This window comes from Streptomyces goshikiensis (assembly GCF_014650555.1).
GTDB lineage: Bacteria > Actinomycetota > Actinomycetes > Streptomycetales > Streptomycetaceae > Streptomyces > Streptomyces goshikiensis.
This window is the reverse complement of record NZ_BMVE01000010.1, coordinates 207,463-229,607: the sequence shown is the minus strand read 5'-3', so window position 1 is coordinate 229,607 and position 22,145 is coordinate 207,463. Positions and strand designations below refer to the sequence as shown.

The 22,145-nt window shown below is 73.2% G+C and carries 20 protein-coding genes and 1 pseudogene; 7 read left to right on the top strand and 14 right to left on the bottom strand.

The features are described from left to right. Window positions 1-21: 21 nt before the first annotated feature. The 6 genes from IE248_RS26380 to IE248_RS26355 form a co-directional block, all read right to left on the bottom strand. The gene (locus tag IE248_RS26380) at window positions 22-759 is read right to left on the bottom strand and encodes a TetR-like C-terminal domain-containing protein (RefSeq protein WP_073794275.1); all 738 of its coding nucleotides are present in this window, start codon (window positions 757-759) and stop codon (window positions 22-24) included. 129 nt (window positions 760-888) lie between these two features. Then, window positions 889-3,402, bottom strand: coding sequence for an acyl-CoA reductase (locus IE248_RS26375; protein ID WP_190031902.1), 2,514 nt, complete (start codon window positions 3,400-3,402; stop codon window positions 889-891). Continuing rightward, the gene (locus IE248_RS26370; protein ID WP_190031901.1) at window positions 3,399-4,556 is read right to left on the bottom strand and encodes a LuxE/PaaK family acyltransferase; all 1,158 of its coding nucleotides are present in this window, start codon (window positions 4,554-4,556) and stop codon (window positions 3,399-3,401) included. Before IE248_RS26370 ends, IE248_RS26375 begins: the two co-directional genes overlap by 4 nt. After that, a complete protein-coding gene (locus IE248_RS26365; RefSeq protein WP_073794272.1) occupies window positions 4,553-5,689 on the bottom strand; it encodes a GNAT family N-acetyltransferase in 1,137 nt (378 codons plus the stop codon). The genes IE248_RS26370 and IE248_RS26365 overlap by 4 nt, the downstream gene beginning before the upstream one ends. Continuing rightward, the gene (locus IE248_RS26360; protein ID WP_190031900.1) at window positions 5,686-7,071 is read right to left on the bottom strand and encodes an MFS transporter; all 1,386 of its coding nucleotides are present in this window, start codon (window positions 7,069-7,071) and stop codon (window positions 5,686-5,688) included. Before IE248_RS26360 ends, IE248_RS26365 begins: the two co-directional genes overlap by 4 nt. Continuing rightward, the gene (locus IE248_RS26355; protein WP_190031899.1) at window positions 7,068-8,342 is read right to left on the bottom strand and encodes a phenylacetate--CoA ligase family protein; all 1,275 of its coding nucleotides are present in this window, start codon (window positions 8,340-8,342) and stop codon (window positions 7,068-7,070) included. Before IE248_RS26355 ends, IE248_RS26360 begins: the two co-directional genes overlap by 4 nt. A 517-nt stretch (window positions 8,343-8,859) precedes the next feature. On the opposite strand from IE248_RS26355, the gene IE248_RS26350 reads away from it, so the two are divergent. Then, window positions 8,860-10,068: a Gfo/Idh/MocA family protein gene (locus tag IE248_RS26350; RefSeq protein ID WP_073794268.1), complete on the top strand. Its 1,209-nt coding sequence runs from the start codon at window positions 8,860-8,862 to the stop codon at window positions 10,066-10,068. Between the two features lie 47 nt (window positions 10,069-10,115). Here the strand turns inward: IE248_RS26350 and IE248_RS26345 are convergent, their stop codons facing one another. From IE248_RS26345 to IE248_RS26335, 3 genes are read right to left on the bottom strand one after another with little or no spacing between them, the layout of a single operon-like run. Then, window positions 10,116-11,087 (bottom strand): NAD(P)-dependent alcohol dehydrogenase, encoded by a 972-nt coding sequence (locus IE248_RS26345; RefSeq protein ID WP_073794266.1) that lies wholly within the window; start codon window positions 11,085-11,087, stop codon window positions 10,116-10,118. Then, window positions 11,084-11,317, bottom strand: a complete 234-nt coding sequence (locus IE248_RS26340; protein WP_190031898.1) for a helix-turn-helix transcriptional regulator — start codon at window positions 11,315-11,317, stop codon at window positions 11,084-11,086. The genes IE248_RS26345 and IE248_RS26340 overlap by 4 nt, the downstream gene beginning before the upstream one ends. After that, entirely contained in the window at window positions 11,311-11,778 is a 468-nt protein-coding gene (locus tag IE248_RS26335; protein ID WP_229895534.1) for a hypothetical protein, read from the bottom strand. Before IE248_RS26335 ends, IE248_RS26340 begins: the two co-directional genes overlap by 7 nt. A gap of 125 nt (window positions 11,779-11,903) precedes the next feature. On the opposite strand from IE248_RS26335, the gene IE248_RS26330 reads away from it, so the two are divergent. The 5 genes from IE248_RS26330 to IE248_RS26310 all read left to right on the top strand — a co-directional run bounded on the left by IE248_RS26330 (window position 11,904) and on the right by IE248_RS26310 (window position 17,601). Then, complete coding sequence (locus IE248_RS26330; protein WP_008740808.1) at window positions 11,904-12,887, top strand: GlxA family transcriptional regulator; 984 nt, start codon at window positions 11,904-11,906, stop codon at window positions 12,885-12,887. Window positions 12,888-12,979: 92 nt separating this feature from the next. Further along, window positions 12,980-13,585, top strand: coding sequence for an isochorismatase family protein (locus IE248_RS26325; protein ID WP_100581727.1), 606 nt, complete (start codon window positions 12,980-12,982; stop codon window positions 13,583-13,585). A 163-nt stretch (window positions 13,586-13,748) separates the two neighbouring features. Beyond that, window positions 13,749-14,303, top strand: coding sequence for a DoxX family protein (locus tag IE248_RS26320; RefSeq protein ID WP_190031897.1), 555 nt, complete (start codon window positions 13,749-13,751; stop codon window positions 14,301-14,303). A gap of 251 nt (window positions 14,304-14,554) precedes the next feature. Next, window positions 14,555-15,820 carry a glycoside hydrolase family 16 protein gene (locus IE248_RS26315; RefSeq protein ID WP_229895533.1) on the top strand — a complete coding sequence of 422 codons (1,266 nt, stop codon included), beginning with the start codon at window positions 14,555-14,557 and terminating at the stop codon, window positions 15,818-15,820. A 143-nt stretch (window positions 15,821-15,963) separates the two neighbouring features. Beyond that, window positions 15,964-17,601 carry a phosphodiester glycosidase family protein gene (locus IE248_RS26310; RefSeq protein ID WP_190031895.1) on the top strand — a complete coding sequence of 546 codons (1,638 nt, stop codon included), beginning with the start codon at window positions 15,964-15,966 and terminating at the stop codon, window positions 17,599-17,601. A gap of 28 nt (window positions 17,602-17,629) precedes the next feature. On the opposite strand, the gene IE248_RS26305 is transcribed toward IE248_RS26310, so the two are convergent. After that, window positions 17,630-18,850 (bottom strand): FAD-dependent oxidoreductase, encoded by a 1,221-nt coding sequence (locus IE248_RS26305; protein WP_190031894.1) that lies wholly within the window; start codon window positions 18,848-18,850, stop codon window positions 17,630-17,632. A gap of 126 nt (window positions 18,851-18,976) precedes the next feature. Between IE248_RS26305 and IE248_RS26300 the strand changes: the two genes are divergently transcribed. Further along, window positions 18,977-19,417, top strand: a complete 441-nt coding sequence (locus IE248_RS26300) for a hypothetical protein (RefSeq protein ID WP_229895532.1) — start codon at window positions 18,977-18,979, stop codon at window positions 19,415-19,417. 37 nt (window positions 19,418-19,454) lie between these two features. Here IE248_RS26300 and IE248_RS37660 read toward each other — a convergent pair. The 4 genes and pseudogenes from IE248_RS37660 to IE248_RS26285 form a co-directional block, all read right to left on the bottom strand. Then, window positions 19,455-19,637: pseudogene (locus IE248_RS37660) on the bottom strand (transposase); the annotation flags it as partial. Between the two features lie 53 nt (window positions 19,638-19,690). Further along, the gene (locus IE248_RS26295; RefSeq protein ID WP_190031893.1) at window positions 19,691-20,419 is read right to left on the bottom strand and encodes an SOS response-associated peptidase; all 729 of its coding nucleotides are present in this window, start codon (window positions 20,417-20,419) and stop codon (window positions 19,691-19,693) included. Window positions 20,420-20,453: 34 nt separating this feature from the next. Next, the gene (locus tag IE248_RS26290; protein ID WP_190031945.1) at window positions 20,454-21,365 is read right to left on the bottom strand and encodes an SDR family oxidoreductase; all 912 of its coding nucleotides are present in this window, start codon (window positions 21,363-21,365) and stop codon (window positions 20,454-20,456) included. Window positions 21,366-21,423: 58 nt separating this feature from the next. After that, a complete protein-coding gene (locus IE248_RS26285) occupies window positions 21,424-22,035 on the bottom strand; it encodes a TetR/AcrR family transcriptional regulator (protein ID WP_190031892.1) in 612 nt (203 codons plus the stop codon). Window positions 22,036-22,145: the final 110 nt, after the last annotated feature.

The following is a 22,145-nucleotide window of genomic DNA, read 5'->3' as shown; positions in this document are numbered from 1 at the left end:
GGGTGAACTCCCGCCGCCGCCTCAGCCGGTGGGGGTGTCCTTCGGGCCGGAGGGCACCTCCAGCCCGATGGACTCGGCGGCCACGGCGATGGCGAAGTCGAAGTAGGCGGCCTCGTCCCGGACGCTGTCGTGGGTCCGGCTGAAGACCTGGAACACCAGGAGACCGATCAGGTTGCTCCACAGCACGATGCCGCGCTCGACGAGGTCCGAGAACGGGGCGTCCGGCACCCCGCCGAAGAGCGCCACGGCCTCGGGCCGGAGCAGCGGCGGCCCGGGCACCGCCCGCCGGGGCGGGGTGAGTTCACCGGCCTCCAGCGCGGCCCGTACGATGCCGGCCAGCACCGCGGGGGTCCGCGAGGCGGGCGGGACGGTGTCCTGCGGGGCGTGGTAGCCGGGCACGGGCGAGCCGTAGATCAGCGTGAACTCACCGGAGTTGGCGAAGGACCAGGCGCGCAGTGCGCGGGTCACCGCGAGGAGCCGGGCCCCGGCCGACGCCCCGGCGGCGACGGCGTCCCGGTCGGCCTGCTCCATCGCGGCGGCGGAGTCGTCGTAGGCGTCGATGACGAGGGCGGTCAGCAGGTCGTCCCGGTGCGGGAAGGCGCTCTCCACCTCGGTGACGGTCATGGCGCCGGCCCGGGCGACGGCGTCCGGGGTCAGCCCCCCGGCGCCCCGTTCCACCAGGAGCCGGCGCGCGGCGGCCTTGACGGCCGCCGGCCGGGCGGTGTTCTCGTCGGCAGCGTGTGTTCCGGAAAGATCCATGGCCAAACCGTACCTGTCGGCTACGAAGTCCCGGGGGCCACGGGCCCGGGAGGTGGGCGCGCCCGGGGATCGGCGGTGATCCCCGGGCACGGCCGGGCGCAGGTCAAGTGGCCCGGAAACCAAGGTGGTTCAGCGCCTGCGGTCCACCACCGCCCGCAGCTTTCCGCTCGTCGGCGTGCGCTCCAGGGCCGCTCCGTCCACCAGCTCGACGGTGAAGTCGAGCAGGTTCTCCGTCACGGCCGAACGCACCTCGGGGTAGGCGGCGAGGAAGGCCTCGCGCGCTACGGCCGGTTCGGGGGCGTGGGTGCGTTCCATCCGGAGGGTGAGGGCCTCCCGGGCGGCTCCGCCGGTCAGGACGGCCTGTATCTCGCCGACGTAGCGCAGTCGTTCCTCCGCGACGGCCACGAAGCGGCGGTAGTTGAGGAAGTACGTCGCCACCCGCATCACCTCGCCGAGCCTGCCGAGCAGTTCGAAGCGCGGGGCGTGGCTGCCGCAGGGGCAGCGGCCGGGCAGGGCGCGGCCGAGGTCGCCGATGACGTAGCGGTCGAGGTGCTGGCCCCGGCGGGCGCGGGTGGTGAAGACGAGCCGGCCCGTCTCCCCCGGTGCGACGGGGCGGTCCTCGTCGGCGTCGAGGATCTCCATCGTGTGCAGGTCGGCGTGGAGGTGGTGGACGCCTCCGCCGCTCTCGGTGCACTGGTAGCCGAGGGGGCCGAGGTCGGTGCTGCCGTAGGTGATGGAGTGAATGACCTCGATGCCGAAGCTCTCGGTGAGGGTGCGGCGCTGTTCCTCGGTGAAGTGCTCGCCGCCGTAGTAGATCTTGCGCAGGCCGCCGTAGGAACGCAGGCGCTCGCCCTCCTCGTGGAGGAGCTGCCAGAGGTACGAGGGCATGCCGAACAGGGTGTCGACCTCGTACGCGACGATCATCTCGGCGGTGGCCCGGTGGTCGGGGCCGGCGGCCATCGGCATCTGGACGCCGCCCAGGCGTTCCAGGATGGAGAAGAAGCTGATGAACCCGCCGTACATGCCGCCGCAGTAGAAGAGGTTGGCGGTGCGGTCGCGGGCCGGGTCGTAGCCGGCGGCGAGCAGGCCGCGGGCGGCGGCGTGCATCTGCGTGTCGTAGTCGTCGTAGGTGAAGAGGGACAGGGCGGGGGTGCCGGTGCTGCCCCCGCTGCGGAAGTACAGTTCGGCGTCGCCCCGGTCGACGCCCCGGTTGAGGTCCTGGACGGCGGCCTTGTCGAGCAGCGGCCCCGCGGGGCGCGGGAAGGCCACCGGGCGGGCGAGGTCGTCGAGGCAGGCGGTGGCGGCGAAGCGCGCGTCGGCCTGGACGGCGACGCGGCGGCTGTAGCGCTGGAGGGCGTAGACGCCGTCGTGCGGTTCCCCGGCGTATCCGGCGGTCATGGCGCCGAGGGGGGTGACACGGGTGGCGCCGGCGGCCAGGACCAGCGCGGAGAGCTCGGCGATGTCGGTGCGGCTGCCCGCGATGCCCGCCGTCTGGAGGTAGCGGCGCATGGGGCGCAGCGTGGCGATGAGGTTCTTGCGGGGCAGCGGCTTGACCCAGACGGTGCGGTGCAGCGGTGAGGCGGTCAGCGCCGGGCGGGTGTCGGCGATGACGCGCCAGGTGCCGTCGGGGGCGGCGAGGACGCGGGTGAAGCCGAGGTGTTCCTCCAGCCGGGCGAGGTGCTCGGTGGTGGTGAGCTCGGCGTACTCGGCCGGGTCGAGCTCCTCTTCGGCGGGCGCCGGCCGCGCGGCGAGGGCCGCGGCGAGGCGGTCGGCGAACGCGTGGAGTTCGCCGGTGTCCTCGGTGTCGAGGTAGACGACCTGGGGGCTGGAGCAGGCCTGCTGCTCGAAGAGGCAGATGTCCTCGGCCAGGCCGGTCAGGGCCCTCTCGTCCGCCCAGGCGTCGGCCGTGAGGTAGCCGAAGGAGATCTTGTGCCCCCACTCCACCAGGCGGCAGCCGGCCGGGACGTGGGCGGCGACGCCCTCGACGGCGGCCTCGCCGCCCCAGACCGCGACGGCGTCGGCGGGCGCGCACATCAGCCGCAGCCAGTCCTCGCGGGAGGAGGGGAAGCGGAGCACGATGACGCGCTCGGCGAGGGCGCCGGTCGGGTCGAGCGCGGCGAGTTCGGCGAGCAGGTACTGGGCGAGGAGGGTGTCGGCGCCGCTGGTCTTGAGGACGTTGACGTTGCCGGCGAGGAGTCCCTCGACGAGGCTGAGCGGGGCGACGGTGGCGGCGTTGCCGGGGGCGATGTGGGCGACCAGGCCGACGGGCGCCCAGGCCTCGTAGACGGTCTCCTTGGCGTCGGGGCGGTTCAGCCGCTGCGGGGCGGTGCCGCCCAGTTCGCGGCGGAGTTTGCGGGTGAGCGCGCCGCGGCCGAGGAACGCGGCGAGTTCGCCGAGGAGTTCCTCGGTGTCCGCCTCGCCGCCGGCGGGCAGGTGCGGGGCCAGCCGGTCCCGTACGGGGTGGGCGGGGTCGGCGAGGGCGCGGGAGAGCGCGTCGCAGGCGGCCAGGACGGTCTCGGTGTCCAGGGGCGCGGCGAGCGCGGCCTCGACGGCGGCGGGCAGGGTGGCGAGGCGGCGGGCGGCCTCCTCGTCGCCGATGAAGGTGCCCTGCCAGTAGTGGTGCTGGGTGGTGGTGTCGGTCATGACATTCCCTTCATCAGTTCGGCGGCGGCCACGGCACAACTGCGGTTGCGGCTGACGCCGGCGCGGCCGTGGATGGTGAACCACGGGGTGGTCAGCTCGCAGCCGCACTCCTCCCCCGGGTGGAGCGAGGCCAGGTCGCCCATGACGACGCTCTGCGCCGGTACGGAGGTGATGTACGGGGACACCAGGTGCAGGTAGCCGCGCTCGCCGTACGGGAGGGGCTCCAGGGTGCGGGTGGAGCGGATGAACACGCGGGACCAGACGGGCGCGTGGAGGTTGTGGTGCGAGCACTCGATGTACGGGATGCAGTGCTCGACCGAGCCGAAGGTGTCCCGGATCCGCTCGGAGGGGACGCCCAGTTGCTCGGTGACCCGGGCGTACAGCTCGTGCTTGCCGATCTGCCGGTCGGTGTGGCCCTTCCAGCCGCCGCCGAGGATGATCAGGGAGCCTTCGGGCAGCTCCAGCGGCGCCATGCCGAGGGCGCGCATCCGCTCCAGGGTGAACCAGAGGAAGGCGGGGAAGCCGAGGATGCGGACGGGGACGTCGTCCTCGGCGAAGCGGCGCAGTGCGGCGACGCAGCCGAAGGGGTCGAACTCGTGCCCGTTGCCGGTGTTGCGCAGCGCGTACTCGACCTGCCGGGCCGGGGCGAAGTCGCACAGGTAGTTGTCGGTGAACGAGGTGCCGAGGTTGAGGTCCCGGGCGGGCTCGTAGCTGTAGAGCAGGTAGTTGACCGGCTGGTCGGGGGTGATCCAGCCGTTGTGGTCGAAGATGCGGGCGACCATGCGCTGCGCGGAGCGGATGGTCCACTCGTCGAAGAACATCTGCGACTTCTGTCCGGTGGTGCCGGAGGAGGTCAGGTGGAGGTGGACCTCGTCCTCGGGTATGGACAGGACCTCGTGGCGCTTGAAGAAGTTCGCGTGCACCAGGGGCGCCCGGTACGGGACGTCCTGGCGCTCGGCGTCGTGGAGGGCGCGGAAGAACGGGGAGCGCTCGTGGTGCCAGGCGTTGATCTCCGCCATGGCGGCGGTGAACAGCTCCTCCTCGGCGGGGCCGCTGGTGTAGGGCTGCGCCAGGTCGCAGAGTTCCTGTACCCGGCCGAGGGCCGCGGCGTCGGGGACGTCGACGGGGGCGAGATGGGGTTTCGAGGGGGTCATGAAGCAACCTCACGTACGGGCAGATGCGTCGACGCCCAGGCCGACACATAGGAATCGAGGAAGGGCTGGAGCGGCGGGTCGACGACCACGCCGCGGAAGTCGATGTGCTCGGTGGTGCGGGACATCACCACGTAGTCGTGGAAGCCGTCCCCGTCGCGGCGCATGGCCGGGTAGAGGGCTCCGGCGATGAAGCCCTGGGCGGCGAAGGCCGAGAGCGCGGCGTGCTGTTCCAGGGGGACGAGCGCCTCGACGTAGCCGGCTCCGGCGCGGGTGAGCGTACGGGTCACCGGCTCCAGCCAGCCGACGGCGGCCGCCGGGTCGGGGTGGGCGGTGACCAGGGCGCAGTACCCGCCGGTGCGGTTGAGGTACGCGTACACCTCGAAGGAGCCGTCCTCGGGGGTGAGGAGGATGTTCGGGGTGTGCAGCGGGTAGAACCAGCGCCCGGTGTCGGGGAACTGCGCCCGGAAGCGGCGGCGGACGAAGGCCGGGGCATCGATGATCTCCAGCGGCGCCGGTGCGGAGCCGGTGGGCGTCGGCGGCGACGGTGTGGGCCGGGTGTCCGCGTAGCTGATGTCCAGGCTCGCCTCGGCGGTCCGCAGCAGCGGCAGCAGGGAGGCGGGGACCTCGGCGACCGGGACCCGGCGGTCCAGCACTCCGGGCGAGTGACGCGCGTAGAGTGCGAGGCTTTCGCGGCTGCTGAGCTCCACGGCGTTGGGCAGGATGCCCAGCGGGCGGAAGCCGTTGCGGGTCACGACGCGCTGGGGGCCGGCGCTGACGGTCCGTACGGTGGCGTAGACCGAGTCGAGGACGCCTGCGTCGAGGGTGCCGGCGCACAGGGCCTCGGTCAGCTGCCCGGCGAGCCCGGTTCCGCGCTGGTCGGGGTGGACGGCGAGCCCTTCGAGACGGCCGACGCGGCTGCCGGCCTCGCTGTGGATGGCGGCGGATCCGGCGAGGGCTCCGGTGCGGGGGCAGCGGGCGACGAACCAGAGGGTGTGCGCGTCCTGGATGAGACGGGACATCTCTGCGGGGTCGGTGCCGAGGGCTGTGGGGTAGTGCGGCCCGTAGACGGCGTAGTAGAGCTGGCGGAGGTCGGCGATGTCGGCCGGGGTGGCCTGCTCGATGGTGGCGGTCATCGCGCGCCTCCCCGGGCGGCGGTCTCGGCCTCGGGCCGGGGTTCGGTCTCGGTCTCGGTCTCGGTCTCGGTCTCGGTCTCAGGCTGGGTTCGCTGTGAGCCGTCCGGCGTGCGGGAGCTCGCGGGCCCGGGCAGCAAGGCCAGGGCGAGGGCGGCGGGCACCAGCCCGGCCGCCTGGATCAGACACAGGGTCTGGGCGGAGAGGTGGTCTCCGAGCATGCCGAAGAGCAGCGAGGCGACGGGGAAGGTCGAGCCGAGGACGGCCTGCATGACGGCGAAGAAGGCGGGCTTGTCGGCGGCCGGGACCAGCCGCTGGAACAGGGCCACGAAGCGGACGCCGATCACTCCGACGCACCAGCCGGCCACGAGCAGGGCGCCCGCGATGACGGGCCGGGCGGCGATCAGGCCGGGGACGGCGAGGGCGACGGCCATCGCGCCGAGCAGCGCGGCGCCGACCGTGGTGGGCCGGCCGGGCACCCGGGCTCCCGTGACGGAGCCGAGGAGCGTGCCCACGCCGAGCGAGGCCTCCAGGAGGGCGACGGTGCCGCCGTCCCCGCGCAGCACCGAGGCGGTGTAGAGGGGGATGACGACGAAGACGGCCGTGGTGAAGAGGTTGGCCGCGGTGAAGCAGAGCAGGATGGCGCGGACGTACGGCATCGCGCCCAGGATCTGCCGCAGCGTGCGGCGCGGTGCCCGCGCGGCGTCGGCGCCGTCCTCCTCCGGGCTGGCCTCCTCCGTGCCTTCGGCGCCGGGGAGGGCGCCGGCCGGGGTGCGGAAGCGTACGGTCGCGATCAGCAGCGCGGCCGAGGTGTAGGCGATGGCGCAGCCGACGGCGAGGCCGGCCATCCCGGCCTCGTCCACGACGAGGGCGCCGAGCAGGGCTCCGCCGAGGCTCGCCAGCGACTGGGTGGACAGCTCGAAGCCGGTCGCGGCCTCGATGTCCGCGTCGTCCACGAGTTCGGGTACGGAGGTGGTCAGGCAGGGGTCGAAGAAGGCCTGACAGGTCGCCAGGGCCAGTGCGGCCGCGTAGGCGGCGGCGACCGGCAGGTCGCCCAGACCGGCCCAGCAGGCCAGCGCCGCGGCGGCGGCTCCCGCGCCGCCGGCGGCGGTGCGCAGCAGCGAGCGGTGGGCGGTACGGGCGATGGCGCGGGCGACGAGCGGGGCCAGGGCCACGGCGGGCAGTGTGCTGACGGCCATGAACAGCCCGGCCGCGAGGCCGCCGTCGCCGGAGACGGCGTAGCCGATGAGCCACCAGGAGGTGCCCACCTGGAACATGCGCACTCCGGCCTGGGTGAGCACCTGGCCCAGCCATACGGTTCCGAAGGCGCGGTTGCGCAGGACGAGGGGGAGCCGGCGACGGGCGGCCGGCGTCGGGGTGGTCATGCCGTGGGCCTCTCGTCGATGACGCGGACGAGCTTGCCGGAGCGGGAGTTGACCACCAGGTCGCGGTGGCGGACCCACTCGACGCGCAGCGGGTGGACGTACCCGGCGGCGATGCTGTCGGGGTAGAGCGGCCGGGCGGTGTTCAGCCCGGTGACGACCTCCTCGGCGCAGCCCTCCAGGCCGGCCGGGTCCTGGCCGGGGGCGGTGGCCAGGCGCAGCACCAGGCCGTCGCGGCCGTCCCAGCGGCGTACGACGAGCTGCATGCCCGTGACGCGGCCCTCGAAGTCGGCCTTGGCGACGGCGTCGGTGGCGTCCTGCCAGTACAGCGAGACGGGTCCGACGCGGACGCCTTCCTCGGCGCGGCCCAGGATCCGGAAGGTGCCGCCTTCCGCGCCGGTGCCGGTCCACTCCGCGCGGTCGCCCGCGGGGTAGCGGATGACCGGCATGAGGCGGCGGAAGAGCTGTGTGACGACGACCCGCCCGGGGCGGCCCGGTTCGTGGATCGGTTCGCCGATCGTCTCGTCGAGGATCTCGACGATGGTCTGCGGGGTGAACGCCCGGTGCGTGCGGGTATCGGGGCCGGGTACCGGCCGGCCGAGGAGCCCGCCGTCGACGCTGGCGTATCCGAGCGAGCGCGCTTCGGCGTTGGGGAAGGCGGCCGTGAGGAGGCGGCGCTGGTCGGCGAAGAGGGCTTCGCCGCCGAAGAACAGGAGCTCGACGCCGGGCAGTTGACGGCCCAGGGAGGTCAGGTGTTCGGCGAGGCGGCAGAGGGTGGTCGGCGTACCGGCGACGACGTGCGCGGCGAAGTCTTCGATCGTGGAGAGCGTCGAATCGATCGGTGCGCCGCCGCCGATGGGCAGCCGGACGTTGGCGACGGGGGCGTTGGCGAGCGAGTCCAGGATGAAGAGGAAGCTGGCGTAGAGCTCACCGGCGTAGAAGAGGTCGGCGACCCGGTGGCCGGGCCGCAGTCCCGCGTCGACGAGTCCGGCGCCGAAGGTGGTGACGAACTCCTGCCATTCCTCGCGGGTGTAGTACGAGAAACGCGGTGTCCCCGTGGTTCCGCCCGTCTTGAACGCGACGGCCTCCGCGAGCGGGGCGGTCAGCACCCGGTTGTCGTGCAGGGTGTTGGCTGCCCAGAACGCGTCCTGATCCACCACGGGCAGATCGGTGAGCCGGTCCACCTGGGGCGGCAGGTCGGCGTAGAGGTCGGCATAGAAAGGGGAACAGTCACGGGCGAAGCGCACGAGATCTGAAAAACGCTGGACGGGCATGCTGCCTTTACCTAGAACGGTGAGAGTCGAATTAGTCGGGTGCAGGCGACGAACCAGGGGTGTGGCGGTACTCACACTTCCCCTGCCGGTTGATCGGTCAACAATGCATTCCTCGTGCAGAGTTGGCGCGACTGATCCCGGGCTGACGCCTGTTCACATGATGAGACAAATGCAACGCACTGCCAAATCGAACACGCCCGCCTCCGGCCAGACACAGCCGAGTTTCGGCCTGTCCGACCGAAATCGATCGGCCGTCCGGAGGGGCGGAAAGAGCAACTGCTGCACTGAACAGCAGAGTTATTCGGCGAAGAGCGCCGGGATTTGCCTCAGAGGCGAAACGGCGGGGGCGAGACCAGAATCACTAACAGGCCGTTTCGGAATGAGGTGCGGTGCCCTCCGCGGCAGTTGGGCAGCGCGGCGGGCCCCCGGTGAAGCCCGTACGAAGCGGCGCGTCCGGCGGGGCCCCGCGAGATAGCGTGAGGCGGGTGGCAGGTCCGTACACGAGCAGGAGCCGCTCATGACCGACATCCGCATCGGCGTTCTCGGGTACGGGCTGCGCGGCAGTCTGGCGCGTACCGCCCACCGGCCGGGCCGCGGGGCGGTCGTCGCCGCCCTCGCCGACCCCGACCCCCGGGCCCGCGCGCGGGCCGCGGCGGACTTTCCCGGCGCGCGGGTCGTCGCCGGGCACCGGGAGGTCATCGGGGCCGGGGACGTCGACGCCGTCCTCGTGCTCACCCCCGACCACACCCACGCCGACCTCGCCTGCCAGGCCCTCCGCGCGGGCAGGCCCGTCTTCGTCGAGAAGCCCCTCGACATCTCCGTGGAGCGCTGCGACGAGGTCCTGCGCACGGCCCACGAGACGGGGACCCGGCTCTACGTGGGCCACAACATGCGGCACATGCCGGTGGTCCGCCTGATGCGCGACCTGATCGGCCGTGGCGCGATCGGCCGGGTCAGGACGGTCTGGATCCGCCACTTCGTGGGCTACGGCGGCGACTGGTACTTCAAGGACTGGCACGCCGAACGCCGCTGCTCCAACGGCCTGCTGCTACAGAAGGCAGCCCACGACATCGACGTGCTGCACTGGCTGGCCGGCTCCTACGCGCAGGACGTCCAGGCGATGGGCGACCTGATGGTCTACGGGGACATCCCGCACCGCCGCGCTCCCGGCGAGCCCAAGACCGACGACTGGTACACGGCCGACGGGCACTGGCCGGCCGGGACGCAGCGCGCCCTCAACCCGGTCATCGACGTCGAGGACGTGTCCCTGCTGAACATGCGGCTCGGCAACGGGGTGCTCGCCGCCTACCAGCAGTGCCACTTCACCCCGGACTACTGGCGCAACTACACCGTCATCGGTGACGCGGGCCGGCTGGAGAACTTCGGCGACGGGCCCGGCGGCGAGATCCGGGTCTGGAACGCCCGCCGCTCCGGCTACCGGGCCGAGCCGGACGAGACCCACCCCGTCCCCTCGGCCACCGACGAGGGCGGCCACGGCGGCGCCGACCCGCTGCTGATCGACGAGTTCCTGCGGTTCGTACGGGACGGAGGGCCCACGGACACCTCCCCCGTCGCCGCCCGGATGGCGGTCGCGGCCGGCTGCGAGGCCACCGCCTCGCTCCGCGGCGGCGGCACCCCGCGCCGGGTCCCCCCACTGGACCCGGCTCTCGCGGAATACTTCACGTCCGGCCAACCGCCCCGAACCCCCGCCCCGACCGGACCGTAGGGCGCCCGGGGTGCGCCCGCCCGGCGCGGGCCCGACGCACGCCGGGCTCAGGGCACGATCAGGATCTTTCCGCGGGCCTCGCCGCGGTGGAGTTGGTCGATGGCCTGGGCCGTTTCGGCGAGGGGGCAGGTCCGCTGGATCGCCGGGGTCACCGTGCCGGCCTCGACGTGCTGCTTGAGTACGTCGAGGTCCGCCTTCGACTCCGAGGCCATGAACGGCTTGAGGGTGTGGCGCACGAAGGGGTTGAGCAGGACGGCGCGGAGCACCCGGTCCATGCCGCCGAGCCAGCGGCCGCCGTTCTCGCCGCCGATGAGGACGAGGGTCCCGCGCGGGGTCAGGGCCCGCCGGAGGTGGGTGAGGGTGCGGTTGCCGGCGGTGTCGAGGATCAGGTCGTACGGCTGGTCCCCGTCGGCGAAGTCCTCACGGGTGTAGTCGATGACCTCGTCCGCGCCCAGGGAGCGCACCAGTTCCGTCTTCGTAGTGCTGCACACGCCGGTGACGTGCGCGCCGTGGGCCTTGGCCAGCTGGACCGCGAAGGTGCCGACCCCGCCGGCGGCGCCGATGACCAGGACGCGCCGGCCCGGTTCGACGCGGCCCGCATCGCGCAGGGCCTGGAGCGCGGTCAGCCCGGAGATGGACAGCGCGGCGGCCTGTTCCAGGGGCAGGCCGGCGGGCTTGAGGGCGAGCTTGTCCTGCGAGGCGATCGCGTACTCGGCGAAGGAGCCCTCGCAGATCCCGAACACCTCGTCCCCCGGGCGCAGTCCGCTCACGCCGGCGCCGACGGCCTCCACGCGCCCGGCGACCTCCCGGCCGCGCACGCGGACCTTGGGCGCGCGCAGCCCGTACCCCATCAGCCGCAGCAGCGGGGGCTGACCACTCATCAGGTGCCAGACGCCGGCGTCCAGGGCGGCCGCCCGTACGGCTATCAGCACCTCCCCCGGGCCGGGCTTCGGCGTCTCGATGTCCCGCAGCTCCAGGACCTCGCTGGAGCCGTATCTGTCCTGCACGATCGCCTTCACGGCGCCGTCCCCTCTTCGTCGGAGTACTGGAAGACCTGCTCAAGCGGCACTGCGAAGACGCGGGCGATCCTGAACGCCGTTTCGAGGGAGGGTGAGTAGCGGCCCTTCTCGATGGCGATCACGGTCTGACGGGTCACGCCGATGCGTTCGGCCAGGTCGGCCTGGGTCATCTCCGCGCGCTCGAAGCGCAGCACGCGGATCCGGTTCGTGATGCCGGTCGGCTTCACCACGACTGGAACCCCCGCCGGTAGGCGGCGAGTTTGACGGCGGAGCCGAGCACCGCCGAGAGCACGAAGCCCAGGTAGATGGCGTTGGAGATCCAGAAGTAGTCCGCCTCGGCCATGGCGAGGGCCAGCGCGGCCACGGCGGCGATGACGAGGAAGGACTGCCCGGTGTAGTCACCGAGGCGGGCGATCTCCTTGTCGCGCTGGTCCTTGGCATCGGCTTCGCCGGGCGAGGCGATCGCGACCGCGATGTTCAGCGCGATGGAGACGGCGATCGCTCCCCCGACCGTCCACAGCAGCGGCGCGATGTAGGCGACCTCCGCGAGGGGCACGCCACCGCCGGACCTGGCCAGTACGACGGCCAGGTAGACGGCGTATCCGAGGATGGCCACCGCCCCCATGATCCACGCACGCTTCTCCTGGAAGGCCACGTCCACACCCACTCCCATGTAAAACAACTTTGACATGGGAAATGTAAAAGCGATCGAACACGATGTCAAGAATTCCATACACGGCCGGGCCGGGGCCCCGTGTCCGGATCTGACAGAACGCCGTCATTGCGGCCATCACCGGTGACGGTGAGGATGGACCCATGCCCGCTACCCGCCGCGTCGTCATCGCGGTCTTCCCCGACGTCGACCTCCTCGATGTCACCGGCCCCGCCGAGGTCTTCGCGCTGGCCAACCGGGAGACCGGCGGCACGGCGGGCTACCGGGTGCAGCTCGCCGGCCGCACGGGCGGCGCGGTCGCCACCTCGGCCGGGGTACGGCTCGTCGCCGACCTCTCCTTCGCGGAGGTCGGCGGGGTGCTCGACACGCTGCTCGTGCCCGGCGCGGTGGACATGCACCCCGGCGGCCCGGTCGCCCGGATCGACCGGGACGTCGTGGAGTGGGTCAAGCGGGCCGCGCCGCAGGCCCGCCGGGTGGCCTCGGTCTGCGCGGGCGCGCACCTGCTCGCCGCGGCCGGGCTCCTCGACGGCAGGACGGCCACCACCCACTGGTCGACCGCCGCCCAGCTGGCCGCCGACCATCCGGCGGTGACGGTGGACCCGGACCCGATCTTCGTCCGGTCCGGGAAGGTCTGGACCGGGGCCGGGATCAGCGCCTGCATGGACCTGGCGCTGGCGCTGGTGGCCGAGGACCTCGGCGAGGAGGTCGCGCTCGCGGTCGCCCGGCAACTGGTGATGTACCTCAAGCGGCAAGGCGGCCAGAGCCAGTTCTCGGTGCCGCTGAGCCGGCCGCCCGCCTCCCGCCGGGACATCGACGAGCTGCGGATGTTCATCGCCGACCACCTCGACGGCGATCTGTCGGCCGCCGCGCTGGCCGGGCGGATGTGCCTGAGCGAGCGGCACTTCGCGCGGGTCTTCCGCCAGGAGACGGGCACCAGCCCGGCCTCGTACGTCGAAGCCGCCCGGGTGGAGGCGGCCCGGCGCCTGCTGGAGAGCACCGACCAGGCCCTGGACGAGGTCGCGGCCGGCTGCGGCTTCGGGTCCGTGGAAACCCTGCACCGGGCGCTGCGCAAGCAGATCGGCACCAGCCCGGCGGCCTACCGCCGCCGCTTCCGCACCGCCCACTGATCTCGCCCCGGGCACGCGCGCCCGCCGTGCGGCTCCGCCATGCCCTTTCCCTGCTTCGCCATGCCCTTCCCCCGTTGAAAGGAACACCTCCCATGACCACCGCTTCCACGACCCTGCGTGACGTGATCGGCCTCGGCAACCAGCTGCCCCGGCTCGCCGACAGCACCCTGATCATGATCGACTTCCAGAACACCTACCGGACCGGTGTCATGGCCCTCGAAGGCGCCGAGGCGGCCCTCGCGGCCGGCGCGCGGCTGCTGGCCGCCGCCCGGGCCGCCGGCGCCCCGGTGGTCCACGTCGTCAACGACGGCGGCGAGAACACCCCGTACGACATCCGCGCCGAGATCGGTGCCATCAGCCCGGAGGTCGCCCCCGTCGGCGGAGAGCCCGTCGTGGTCAAGGAACTCCCCAACGCCTTCCACGGCACGGACCTGGAGAAGACCCTGCGGGAGCTGGGATCCGGAACCGAGCTGGTCCTGGCCGGCTTCATGACCCACATGTGCGTGACCTTCACCGCCCAGGGCGCCTTCTCCCTCGGGTACCGGCCCACCGTCGTGGCCGAGGCCACCGCCACCCGCCCGCTGACCTCCCCCGACGGCACGGTCGTCACCGCCGCCGCCCTCCAGACGGCGGCCCTGACCACCATCGGCGACCTGTTCGGCCCCATCGCCCCCACCGTCGGCGATCTCGGCGCCTGACCGCCCGCCGGGTGCCGCTCACCGGGGCCGTCCGCCGCCGTCCGTACACCCGGCGCCCGGGCCAGGCACTTCCGGCGGCGGCGTCCCGCGTGCGCGTCCGGCCCTCTCGCGTGAGGCTGGGGAGCGGATCTCGCTACCCGCTCTCCTGGAAAGGCCTGACCTCATGTCCTTCACCCAGCGCAAGGACCTCGGGCTGCTCGCCCTGCGCCTCGGAGCCGGCGGCGTGCTCGTCGCGCACGGTGCGCAGAAGCTCTTCGGCTGGTTCGGCGGAGGCGGCATCGAGGGCACGGCCAAGATGATGGAGCACATGGGCTTCACGCCGCCCCGGGAGAGCGCGATCGCCGCCGGGCTCGGCGAGGCGGGCGGGGGCGCCCTGCTCATCCTCGGGCTGGCGACCCCGGCCGCGGGCGCCGCCGCGGCGGGGGCCATGGCCGGGGCCGTGTCGGTGCACGCGCCCGCCGGGTTCTTCGCCCAGGGCGGCGGCTTCGAGTACCCCGCCTTCCTCGGCTTCGTCGCGGCCGCCCTGGGCGTGTCGGGGCCGGGGCGCTACTCGCTCGACCACGCCACGGGACACGCGCTGGACCGGCCGGGCCTCGTGGTGCTGGCCTTCGCGCTCAGCGCGGCCGCGGCGACCGTCGTCGTCAATCGGCGCATCGCGTCGCTCGCCGCCGCCGAACGTCCGGAGGCGGAGCCCGCCGGCGGGCACAGTAACTCCTGACCGATCGCGACCCGATCGCGCCGGGACGGCGCCGCGGCCCGGATGCCGGCGCCGCGGCGCTGCCCCGGTGTCGCTCCGGTCCCTCGCGTCACACTGGTCCAGACCGGAGCCTTGACGGTCACTTAACTCAGCTCTTAAATCATGGGTGAAACAAAGCGGTCGGCATGCTCGCTCCCGGCCCGGCGCAGGATTTGATATGTCATGCGCATGACTGGACCACTCCTCGTCCCCCACACCAGGAAGGGAGAGTCGTGAACCGCTCCCGTCTCCCACGGCTCGTGTCCGCGTTCGCCGTTTCGGCCCTCGCCCTCGTCTCCTTAACCTCCGGCATCGCCGGAGCCGTCCAGCCCCCGGCCGCGGACGCGGCCGCGGCCCCGGCCGCCGCCATCACCTTCTCCGACGAGTTCGACGGCCCCGCGGGCTCCGCCGTCGACGGCACCAAATGGCAGATCGAGACCGGCGACAACGTCAACAACCACGAGCGGCAGTACTACACGGCGGGCAACCGCAACGCCGCCCTCGACGGCCAGGGGCACCTGGTCATCACCGCCCGCCGCGAGAACCCGGCGAACTACGCGTGCTGGTACGGCCGGTGCGAGTACACCTCGGCGCGGCTGAACACCGCCGGCAAGTTCACCACCCAGTACGGACACGTCGAGGCCCGGATGAAGGTGCCGCGGGGGCAGGGCATGTGGCCCGCGTTCTGGATGCTCGGCAACGACATCGGCCAGGTCGGCTGGCCCGCCTCGGGCGAGATCGACGTCATGGAGAACGTCGGCTTCGAACCGGGGACCGTCCACGGCACCCTGCACGGGCCGGGCTACTCCGGTTCCGGCGGCATCGGCGCCGGATACTCGCTGCCGGGCGGGCAGGCCTTCGCCGACGCCTTCCACACCTTCGCCGTCGACTGGTCCCCGAACAAGGTGACCTGGTCGGTAGACGGCACCGTCTACCAGACGCGTACGCCCGCCGACCTCGGCGGCCGCGCGTGGGCCTTCAACAAGCCGTTCTTCCTCATCCTCAACCTCGCCGTCGGCGGCTACTGGCCCGGCGACCCCGACGGCAGCACCCCGTTCCCACGGCAGCTCGTCGTCGACCACGTGCGCGTCTCGACGGCCGACGCCCCCACGACCGGCGCTGCGATCACCGGAGTCGGCGGCAAGTGCGTGGACGTCGCCGGGGCGGCCACGGCCAACGGCACCCCCGTCCAGCTCTACGACTGCAACGGCACCGCCGCGCAACGGTGGACGGTCGCCGGTGACGGCACCGTCAGGGCGCTCGGCAAGTGCCTCGACGTGGCCTCCGGGGGAACGGCCGACGGCGTCCAGGTGCGCTTGTGGGACTGCAACGGCACCGCCGCCCAGCGGTGGGTCGTGAGCGGGGCTCGCGACATCGTCAACCCCCAGGCGAACAAGTGCCTGGACGCCGTCGGCAACGGCACCGCCAACGGCACCCGCCTGCAGATCTGGACCTGCACCGGGGCCGCCAACCAGAAGTGGACGGTGACCGGGGCGTAGAACGCCGCAGTGCCCGGCGGCGCCGTCGAGCGCGCCGTCGGGTACCCGGGGAATTCACGCGCGCAGCAAGCTGCGTTGCTGCACGCGCCACATACCGCGCCTGCACTGGGGGGACGCACCTCCTCACCCCCAGGGAGAGCCGTATGCGCAAGTCGACGCACCTCACCGTCTCGTCCGCCGCCGCCGTCCTCGCCTTCTGCGCGTTCACCGCGCTGGGCACCGTACCGACCACCGGGGCCACCGCACGGCCGGCCGCGGCCGGGCGTGCGGCGGCGGCCGCCGGACCCGATTCCCCCACGCTCCCGCTCACCCGGTCGGCCACCTCCACCGAGATCGCCCCCGGGGTGACCGAGACCTCCCTCGTCGTCGGCCGGACCAACACGGCCGACGCCTGGACCGTCCAGGTCAACCAGCCCCTGACCGACGGCGGCCCCTACGACCGGGCCACCGCCGCCCTCGGGCCCAAGGCGCGCGCCGACCGGCTGGCCGCGGCCCTGCGGGCCAAGGGCTACGCCCCCCGAGTGGAGGAAATCCGTACCCCCGCTTACGCCGACCGCCCGGCCGGCACGCTCGGCTGGACGGTGCGGGTCGGCCGGTACGCCGACCGGCCCGCCGCGGCGACCGTGCTCGCCGGGCTCACCAGGGCCGGGTTCGCCGGGGAGAACCGGTACACGGCCCAGGACGGCACGGACCCCGAGGCCCTCCAGCGGGTCTTCGTCCTGCGCGTGGACTTCAAGCAGTTCACCGGCCGGGTCGACAGCGACTTCGGGCCGAGCGTCGACGCCCCCGAGCACCTGACCGACCTGGTGACCAGCACCCGCGCGCTGGCAGGCATCAACGCCCAGTGGTCCGCGGACAGCGGCGCGCCGCTCGGCCTCTACGTCAAGGACGGCCGGCTGCTGAGCACCGCCACCCAGGGCCGCGGCGGGGTCCGGATGGCGCGCGGCGGGCGGGAGCTGGACGTCGACACGTACACGACGCGGATCACGGTCAGCGCGGGTGGCGCCACCCGGGAGATCGACGGCATCAACCGGATTCCGGGCGAGATCTGGAACTGCGGGGGCGTCGGCGGTGACCAGCCGACCGAGCACCCCCAGCAGGACTTCAAGTGCACCGACGACAGCGAGCTCGTCCGCTTCACCTCCGACTGGACCACCCCGCCGACCGGAGCGGGCGCCGAGGTGGTCCTGGACCGCGACGACCGCGTGACCGCGGTGAACCGCACCCGCGGGGCGAAGCCGCCCGCGGGCGGCTCCACCATCCAGGGCATCGGCGAGGGCGCCCAATGGCTGATCGGGCACGCGCGCACCGGCGCCCGGCTGGGCATCACGCAGCGCGTCCTGGACGGCGCCGGACACGACGTCCCGCTCACCCCCGACACCACGATCCTCCAGGTCGGCCCGACCCTGGTCCGGGACGGCCTCGTCTCGGTGAACGCCGTCGGCGACGGGATCATCCGCGAGGGGATCGACCAGACGCACACCTACAACTGGGTGGTCCGCGGCAACCCGCGCTCCATGGTCGGCGTCGACGACCAGGGCCGCCTCCTGCTGGTCGTCGTGGACGGCCGCCAGGTCGGCTGGAGTTCGGGCCTGAGCATCACGGGTGGCGCGGAGCTGATGAAGTCGCTGGGCGCCCGGGAGGCGCTGAACCTCGACGGCGGCGGATCGAGCGTGATGGTCACCACCGGCTCGGGCATCGTCAACCGCCCCTCGGACACCACGGGCCAGCGGTCGCTGAGCAACGTCTTGCTGGTACGTCCGAACGCAGCCGGCCGCTGACGCACGGGGCGGGGACCGGGCCGGCCGCTCACCCGAGCGTCCGCCGGTCCCCGTCCCGCGGCTTCCGCCGGGGGCCGGCGACCGACTCGGCGAGGAGCCGGCGCCCGGCCGGGGTGGTGAGGACGCCGCGCAGGGCGGTGTCCCGTACGGCCCGGGCGGGGGCCGAGCGCAGGGTCCAGGCGCGGGTGGCGAGGTCGGTGCGGGCGAGTACGCCCAGGGCGTCGGCGCGGCGGGCGCGGCGCCAGGCCGCGAGTCCCTCGGCGTCGGCCGCGCGGGGCAGCGCGGCCGCGAGGGAAACGGCGTCCCGCAGGCCAAGGTTGAGCCCCTGGCCGCCGACCGGGCTGCACACGTGCGCGGCGTCGCCGATCAGCAGCACCCGTCGGCTCCCGTGGTCCGCGGCGAGGCGCCGCTGGGTGCGGAAGGTACTCGTCCAGCGGCATTCGCGGACGGCCGCCGTCCACCCCCGGGCCGCCGCTTCGGCGGCGAGCGCCGCCGGGGTGTCCGAAGCACCGGGTGCGGGGCCGTCCGGCAGGTGGAGCACCACCCGGGCCCAGCCGTCGAGGTGCATCGGCAGCACCACCAGGAGGCCGCGCGGGCCGCCGACCATGTGCACGCGCGCCGGGTCGAGCGAGGGGTCTTCGACCCGGAGGTCGGCGAGCTGCCACGTACCGGCGTAGGTACGGCCGCGGAACGGCGTACCGGACAGGGCGCGCAGTGTGCTCGCCGCGCCGTCGGCCGCCACCACCCAGCGGGCGCGCAGCGGTTCGAGGGCGTCGGAGCGTACGGTGACCCCCTCGGCGTCCTCGTGGACCGAGCTCACGGCCGCGGAGCGGTGTACGCGCACCCCGGCGCGCTCGGCCTCCGCCGCCAGCAGGCCCTCGGTCGCGCATTGCGGGACGGTGAGGATGTACGGGTACGGGGAGCGCAGCCGGCTCAGGTCGAAGCCGCCGAGCCGGCGTCCCCGCGACCACATCTCCACCGTGTCCACGCGCCGGCCCAGCGGGTGCAGCGACTCGGCCAGCCCGCTCGGGGCCAGCGCTTCCAGCGTGCGGGCGTGCAGGTCCGTCGCGCGGGACTCGGTGACGGGGCCGGGTCGGCGCTCCAGCACCACCACGCCGAGTCCCGCCCGGGCGAGCAGCAGGGCGGCGCTCAGCCCGACCGGCCCGGCCCCCACCACCACGACGTCCAAGTCCAGGCCCGCGCCCCGGCCCGCATCCACGTCTGCGCCCGCGCCCGCGTCAACCGCCATGCCCGGCACTCTAGTCGGGGCCCCCAAGGCATCGGCCCGGCCGGTCTAGGACCTGTCCTGGCGATCATCCGGTAAGGCACCTCGGTGATATTTTGGCCGGAATCGTGGTGAGGGGCGGGCTAATCCGTGGACAGTGACCTGCGGCGTGCGGTGGTCGTGACGCTTGGCGAACTCGGGCGAAGCGATGACTGGCGTGACCGGGCGGATGCCGGTCACAGCCTGGCAGGGTTCGCCGAGATGCCGGAGGCCGTAGAGCTACTGCTGGGCCTTGTGCTCGACCGTGGTGACACCTTCGTCACCCGGCGGACCGCGGAGGGCTTGCTTCGGCGAAAGGACAGGGCCGGACTGACGATAGTCGCGTCCGCACTGGCAGTCGCCAACGACAACCACGCCGATTACATCCACACCGCGATCGTCGATGTCTTCAGCATCTTCTCGGGCGATCTGGACGAGGCGCTACGGATCTGCGACGAGATGTCGGGCGACACCGACGGCCGTGTTGCCCTGGGGGCCCGTCGGCTGCACGAGAGCCTGGCAGAGATCGATCCCGTTCTCCGCCCCGCGTAGCGGCGGTTCGATCGCTGTTGTGAGGGTGCCGTTCGTAGACCGTCTTCCACGGCCCGAACCGTTCCTGAGGGGCACGCCACTGCACCCCGGTCCGAACCCTGTGAAGAATCCCGTCGATCACCTGCCGGTGATCCCGCCACCGGCCACAACTCCCGTTACTGACCGGCGGGAACGGCCGCAGCCGCTCCCACTCGGCATCACTCAGACCGCCCCGCCCCATGTCCACAGCAACAACCCGGACATGAAGCGGTCTCATGATCGGCCGGACACGTCCTAGGCGGCGGGGTCCAGGAGTTGGGGGCCGTTGTTGCGGACGCTGTTGACCGCCGTCGACACCGCGGTCGCCCGCAGGCGGCCGTCCGCGGGGGTGTGCAGCAGCGCGCGCAGGTCGTGGGTGTCCTGGTGGGCGGGGTCGAGCCAGGCCTCGAAGTCGTCCGGGTGCAGGGCGAGGGGCATCCGGGGGTGGATCCGGCCGGCCTCGTCGGTGGCCTCGGTGGTGATGATCGTGGCCGTGACCAGCCATGCCTCGGGGGCGTCCGCCTCCGGTACGGCCGGGTCGCGCCAGAACTCGTACAGGCCTGCCATCGCCATCACCGCGCCGTCCTCGGGGGTGATGAAGTACGGCTGCTTGTAGGCCTTGGCCGTGTCGGTGGCGGGGACCGGCACCCACTCGTAGAAGCCGTCCGCCGGCAGCAGGCAGCGGCGTTTGGCGAACGCCCGGCGGTACGCCGGCTTCTCGTGCACCGTCTCCACGCGGGCGTTGATCATGCGGGAGCCGACGCCCGGATCCTTCGCCCACGACGGCACCAGACCCCACCGCACCGGGCGCAGTCGGCGCTCCACCTCGCCGCTGTCGTGGTCGGGGCGCTCGGTGACGGCCCACACCGGGTCCGTCGGGGCGACGTTCCAGCTCGCGGCCAGGGTCTCGCTGCTGTCCCACTGGGCCCGGAACAGGTCCGCGAGGTCGCCCGGGGCTCGGGAAGAGGCATATCGGCCGCACATGGCGCCATTCTCCCACTCCCGCTCGATGGAGCGCTTACAGCGGATCGCCCAGCGGCCCGTACCGCTCCACGAGGTGCTCGGCCCAGTGGGCGGCGAAATCGGGCCGGCTCCCGTCGGTGTCGGTGAATCCGTACTCCTCGTAGAGGTCCCACGTCGCCAGCGCGCGGCCGGTTTTGGCGATGACGTCCGGGTCAGCGGCCAGCGCGGCGACGGCGCGGCCCAGGTAGGCGGGGCTTTCGGAGTGGGCGAAGTCGGGGTCCTTGGCCGCGCCGTCACGCCAGGTGGCCTCGGTGACGCCGAAGTGCTCCAGCACGGCCTCGGAGCGCAGGAACCCCGGGGTGAGGGCCACGGCGGTGACGCCGTGCGGCTTCAGCTCGGCGGCCTGGGCGACGGCGAGCCGGATCACCGCGGACTTCGCCAGGTCGTAGAAGAACGAGCCCCGGTAGCGGGCCGTGTTCCCGTCGGTGACCTCGACCACCAGACCGCTCCCCCGGGCGACCATCAGCGGGAGCGCGTACCGGCTGGTGATGACGTGGGTCTCCACGGCCTGCCGCAGCAGGCGCAGGCCCTGTTCCAGGTCCTGTTCCCACAGCGGGTGTTCCCAGTCGGTGAGCGGGTCGCCGCCCCACACGGAGTTGACGAGGACGTCGAGCCGCCCGTCCTGCTCGGCCGCGATCCGCTCGGTCAGGGCCCGGACGTCCGCCGGGTCGCCGTGGTCGGTGCGGACGGGGATGCCGAGCCCGCCGGCCTCGGTCACCCGCGCGGCGGTCTCCTCGATGGTCTCCGGGCGGTCCAGGTCGGAGCGCCCGGCCGCGCTGCTGCGGCCGGTGACGTACACGGTCGCGCCGGCGGCGCCGAGCTGGACGGCGATGCCGCGGCCGCCGCCCCGGGTACCGCCGGCGACCAGCGCGACCTTGCCGGCGAGTGGGGGTGTGCCGATCGTCATGTGCGTGCCCTCGTCCTCGTTCTGGTTCGCGTTCTCGTTCGCGGCCGCCTTCGGGCGGTCACGCGTTTCGGTCACCGGCCGCGGTGTGGGGGCCCAGTACGGCGTCGAGCTCCTGCCGGACCCGCTCGGCGAGGGTGCCCCGGCGGTCCAGGGCCCAGTTCAGGCCCGCCCCGGCGGCGACGGCCTGCACCGTCGCGGCGAGCGAGGCGACGTCCGCCCCGGCGCGCAGTTCACCCCCGGCGGCGGCCTCCGCGAGCAGCCGCTCGATCGCCCGGCGCTGGGCCCGGTGGACGTCGAGGGCCCGCGCGTGGAGCTCCGGGTCCGTGAGGTCCGCGCACAGGGCGGCCAGGTGGTTGGCGAAGGTCTCCGGTGCGTCGAGCGGGGCCGTCCACTCGGTCAACAGGGCCGCGAGCGCCCCGAGCGCGGCTTCGTCTTCCCCGCGCACCCGATCGGGCAGCGCGTCCGCGTCCTTCACGGACTGGTCGGCGAGGGCCAGGATCAGGCCCCGCTTGGAACCGAAGCGCTGTACGAGGGTGCCGGGTACCAGGCCGACCTCCCGGGCGACCGCAGCGAGGGTCAGACCCGAGGGGCCGACCCGCCCGAGCACCTCGGTCGCCGCCCGCAGGATCACCGCGTCCTCGACCCCTCGCGGACGTCCGACCACGGCCATCACTCCCTCATCAATTAATAACTGCCTGTTCATTTATTAAAGCGGCCGATCCGCCCTCGGGCAAGGGCCGGACGAGGGCAGGGCGAAGACCGGCCGCGGCCCGTGCCACA

What these genes read in the sequence shown, in the direction of transcription:
- IE248_RS26285 (WP_190031892.1), bottom strand. Translation starts at nt 22,035, where the DNA reads ATGGCCGTGGTCGGACGTCCGCGAGGGGTCGAGGACGCGGTGATCCTG.
- IE248_RS26365 (WP_073794272.1), bottom strand. Translation starts at nt 5,689, where the DNA reads ATGACCGCCACCATCGAGCAGGCCACCCCGGCCGACATCGCCGACCTC.
- IE248_RS26325 (WP_100581727.1), top strand. Translation starts at nt 12,980, where the DNA reads ATGACCACCGCTTCCACGACCCTGCGTGACGTGATCGGCCTCGGCAAC.
- IE248_RS26290 (WP_190031945.1), bottom strand. Translation starts at nt 21,365, where the DNA reads ATGACGATCGGCACACCCCCACTCGCCGGCAAGGTCGCGCTGGTCGCC.
- IE248_RS26335 (WP_229895534.1), bottom strand. Translation starts at nt 11,778, where the DNA reads ATGTCAAAGTTGTTTTACATGGGAGTGGGTGTGGACGTGGCCTTCCAG.
- IE248_RS26320 (WP_190031897.1), top strand. Translation starts at nt 13,749, where the DNA reads ATGTCCTTCACCCAGCGCAAGGACCTCGGGCTGCTCGCCCTGCGCCTC.
- IE248_RS26305 (WP_190031894.1), bottom strand. Translation starts at nt 18,850, where the DNA reads ATGGCGGTTGACGCGGGCGCGGGCGCAGACGTGGATGCGGGCCGGGGC.
- IE248_RS26370 (WP_190031901.1), bottom strand. Translation starts at nt 4,556, where the DNA reads ATGACCCCCTCGAAACCCCATCTCGCCCCCGTCGACGTCCCCGACGCC.
- IE248_RS26350 (WP_073794268.1), top strand. Translation starts at nt 8,860, where the DNA reads ATGACCGACATCCGCATCGGCGTTCTCGGGTACGGGCTGCGCGGCAGT.
- IE248_RS26380 (WP_073794275.1), bottom strand. Translation starts at nt 759, where the DNA reads ATGGATCTTTCCGGAACACACGCTGCCGACGAGAACACCGCCCGGCCG.
- IE248_RS26355 (WP_190031899.1), bottom strand. Translation starts at nt 8,342, where the DNA reads ATGCCCGTCCAGCGTTTTTCAGATCTCGTGCGCTTCGCCCGTGACTGT.
- IE248_RS26360 (WP_190031900.1), bottom strand. Translation starts at nt 7,071, where the DNA reads ATGACCACCCCGACGCCGGCCGCCCGTCGCCGGCTCCCCCTCGTCCTG.
- IE248_RS26375 (WP_190031902.1), bottom strand. Translation starts at nt 3,402, where the DNA reads ATGACCGACACCACCACCCAGCACCACTACTGGCAGGGCACCTTCATC.
- IE248_RS26330 (WP_008740808.1), top strand. Translation starts at nt 11,904, where the DNA reads ATGCCCGCTACCCGCCGCGTCGTCATCGCGGTCTTCCCCGACGTCGAC.
- IE248_RS26295 (WP_190031893.1), bottom strand. Translation starts at nt 20,419, where the DNA reads ATGTGCGGCCGATATGCCTCTTCCCGAGCCCCGGGCGACCTCGCGGAC.
- IE248_RS26310 (WP_190031895.1), top strand. Translation starts at nt 15,964, where the DNA reads ATGCGCAAGTCGACGCACCTCACCGTCTCGTCCGCCGCCGCCGTCCTC.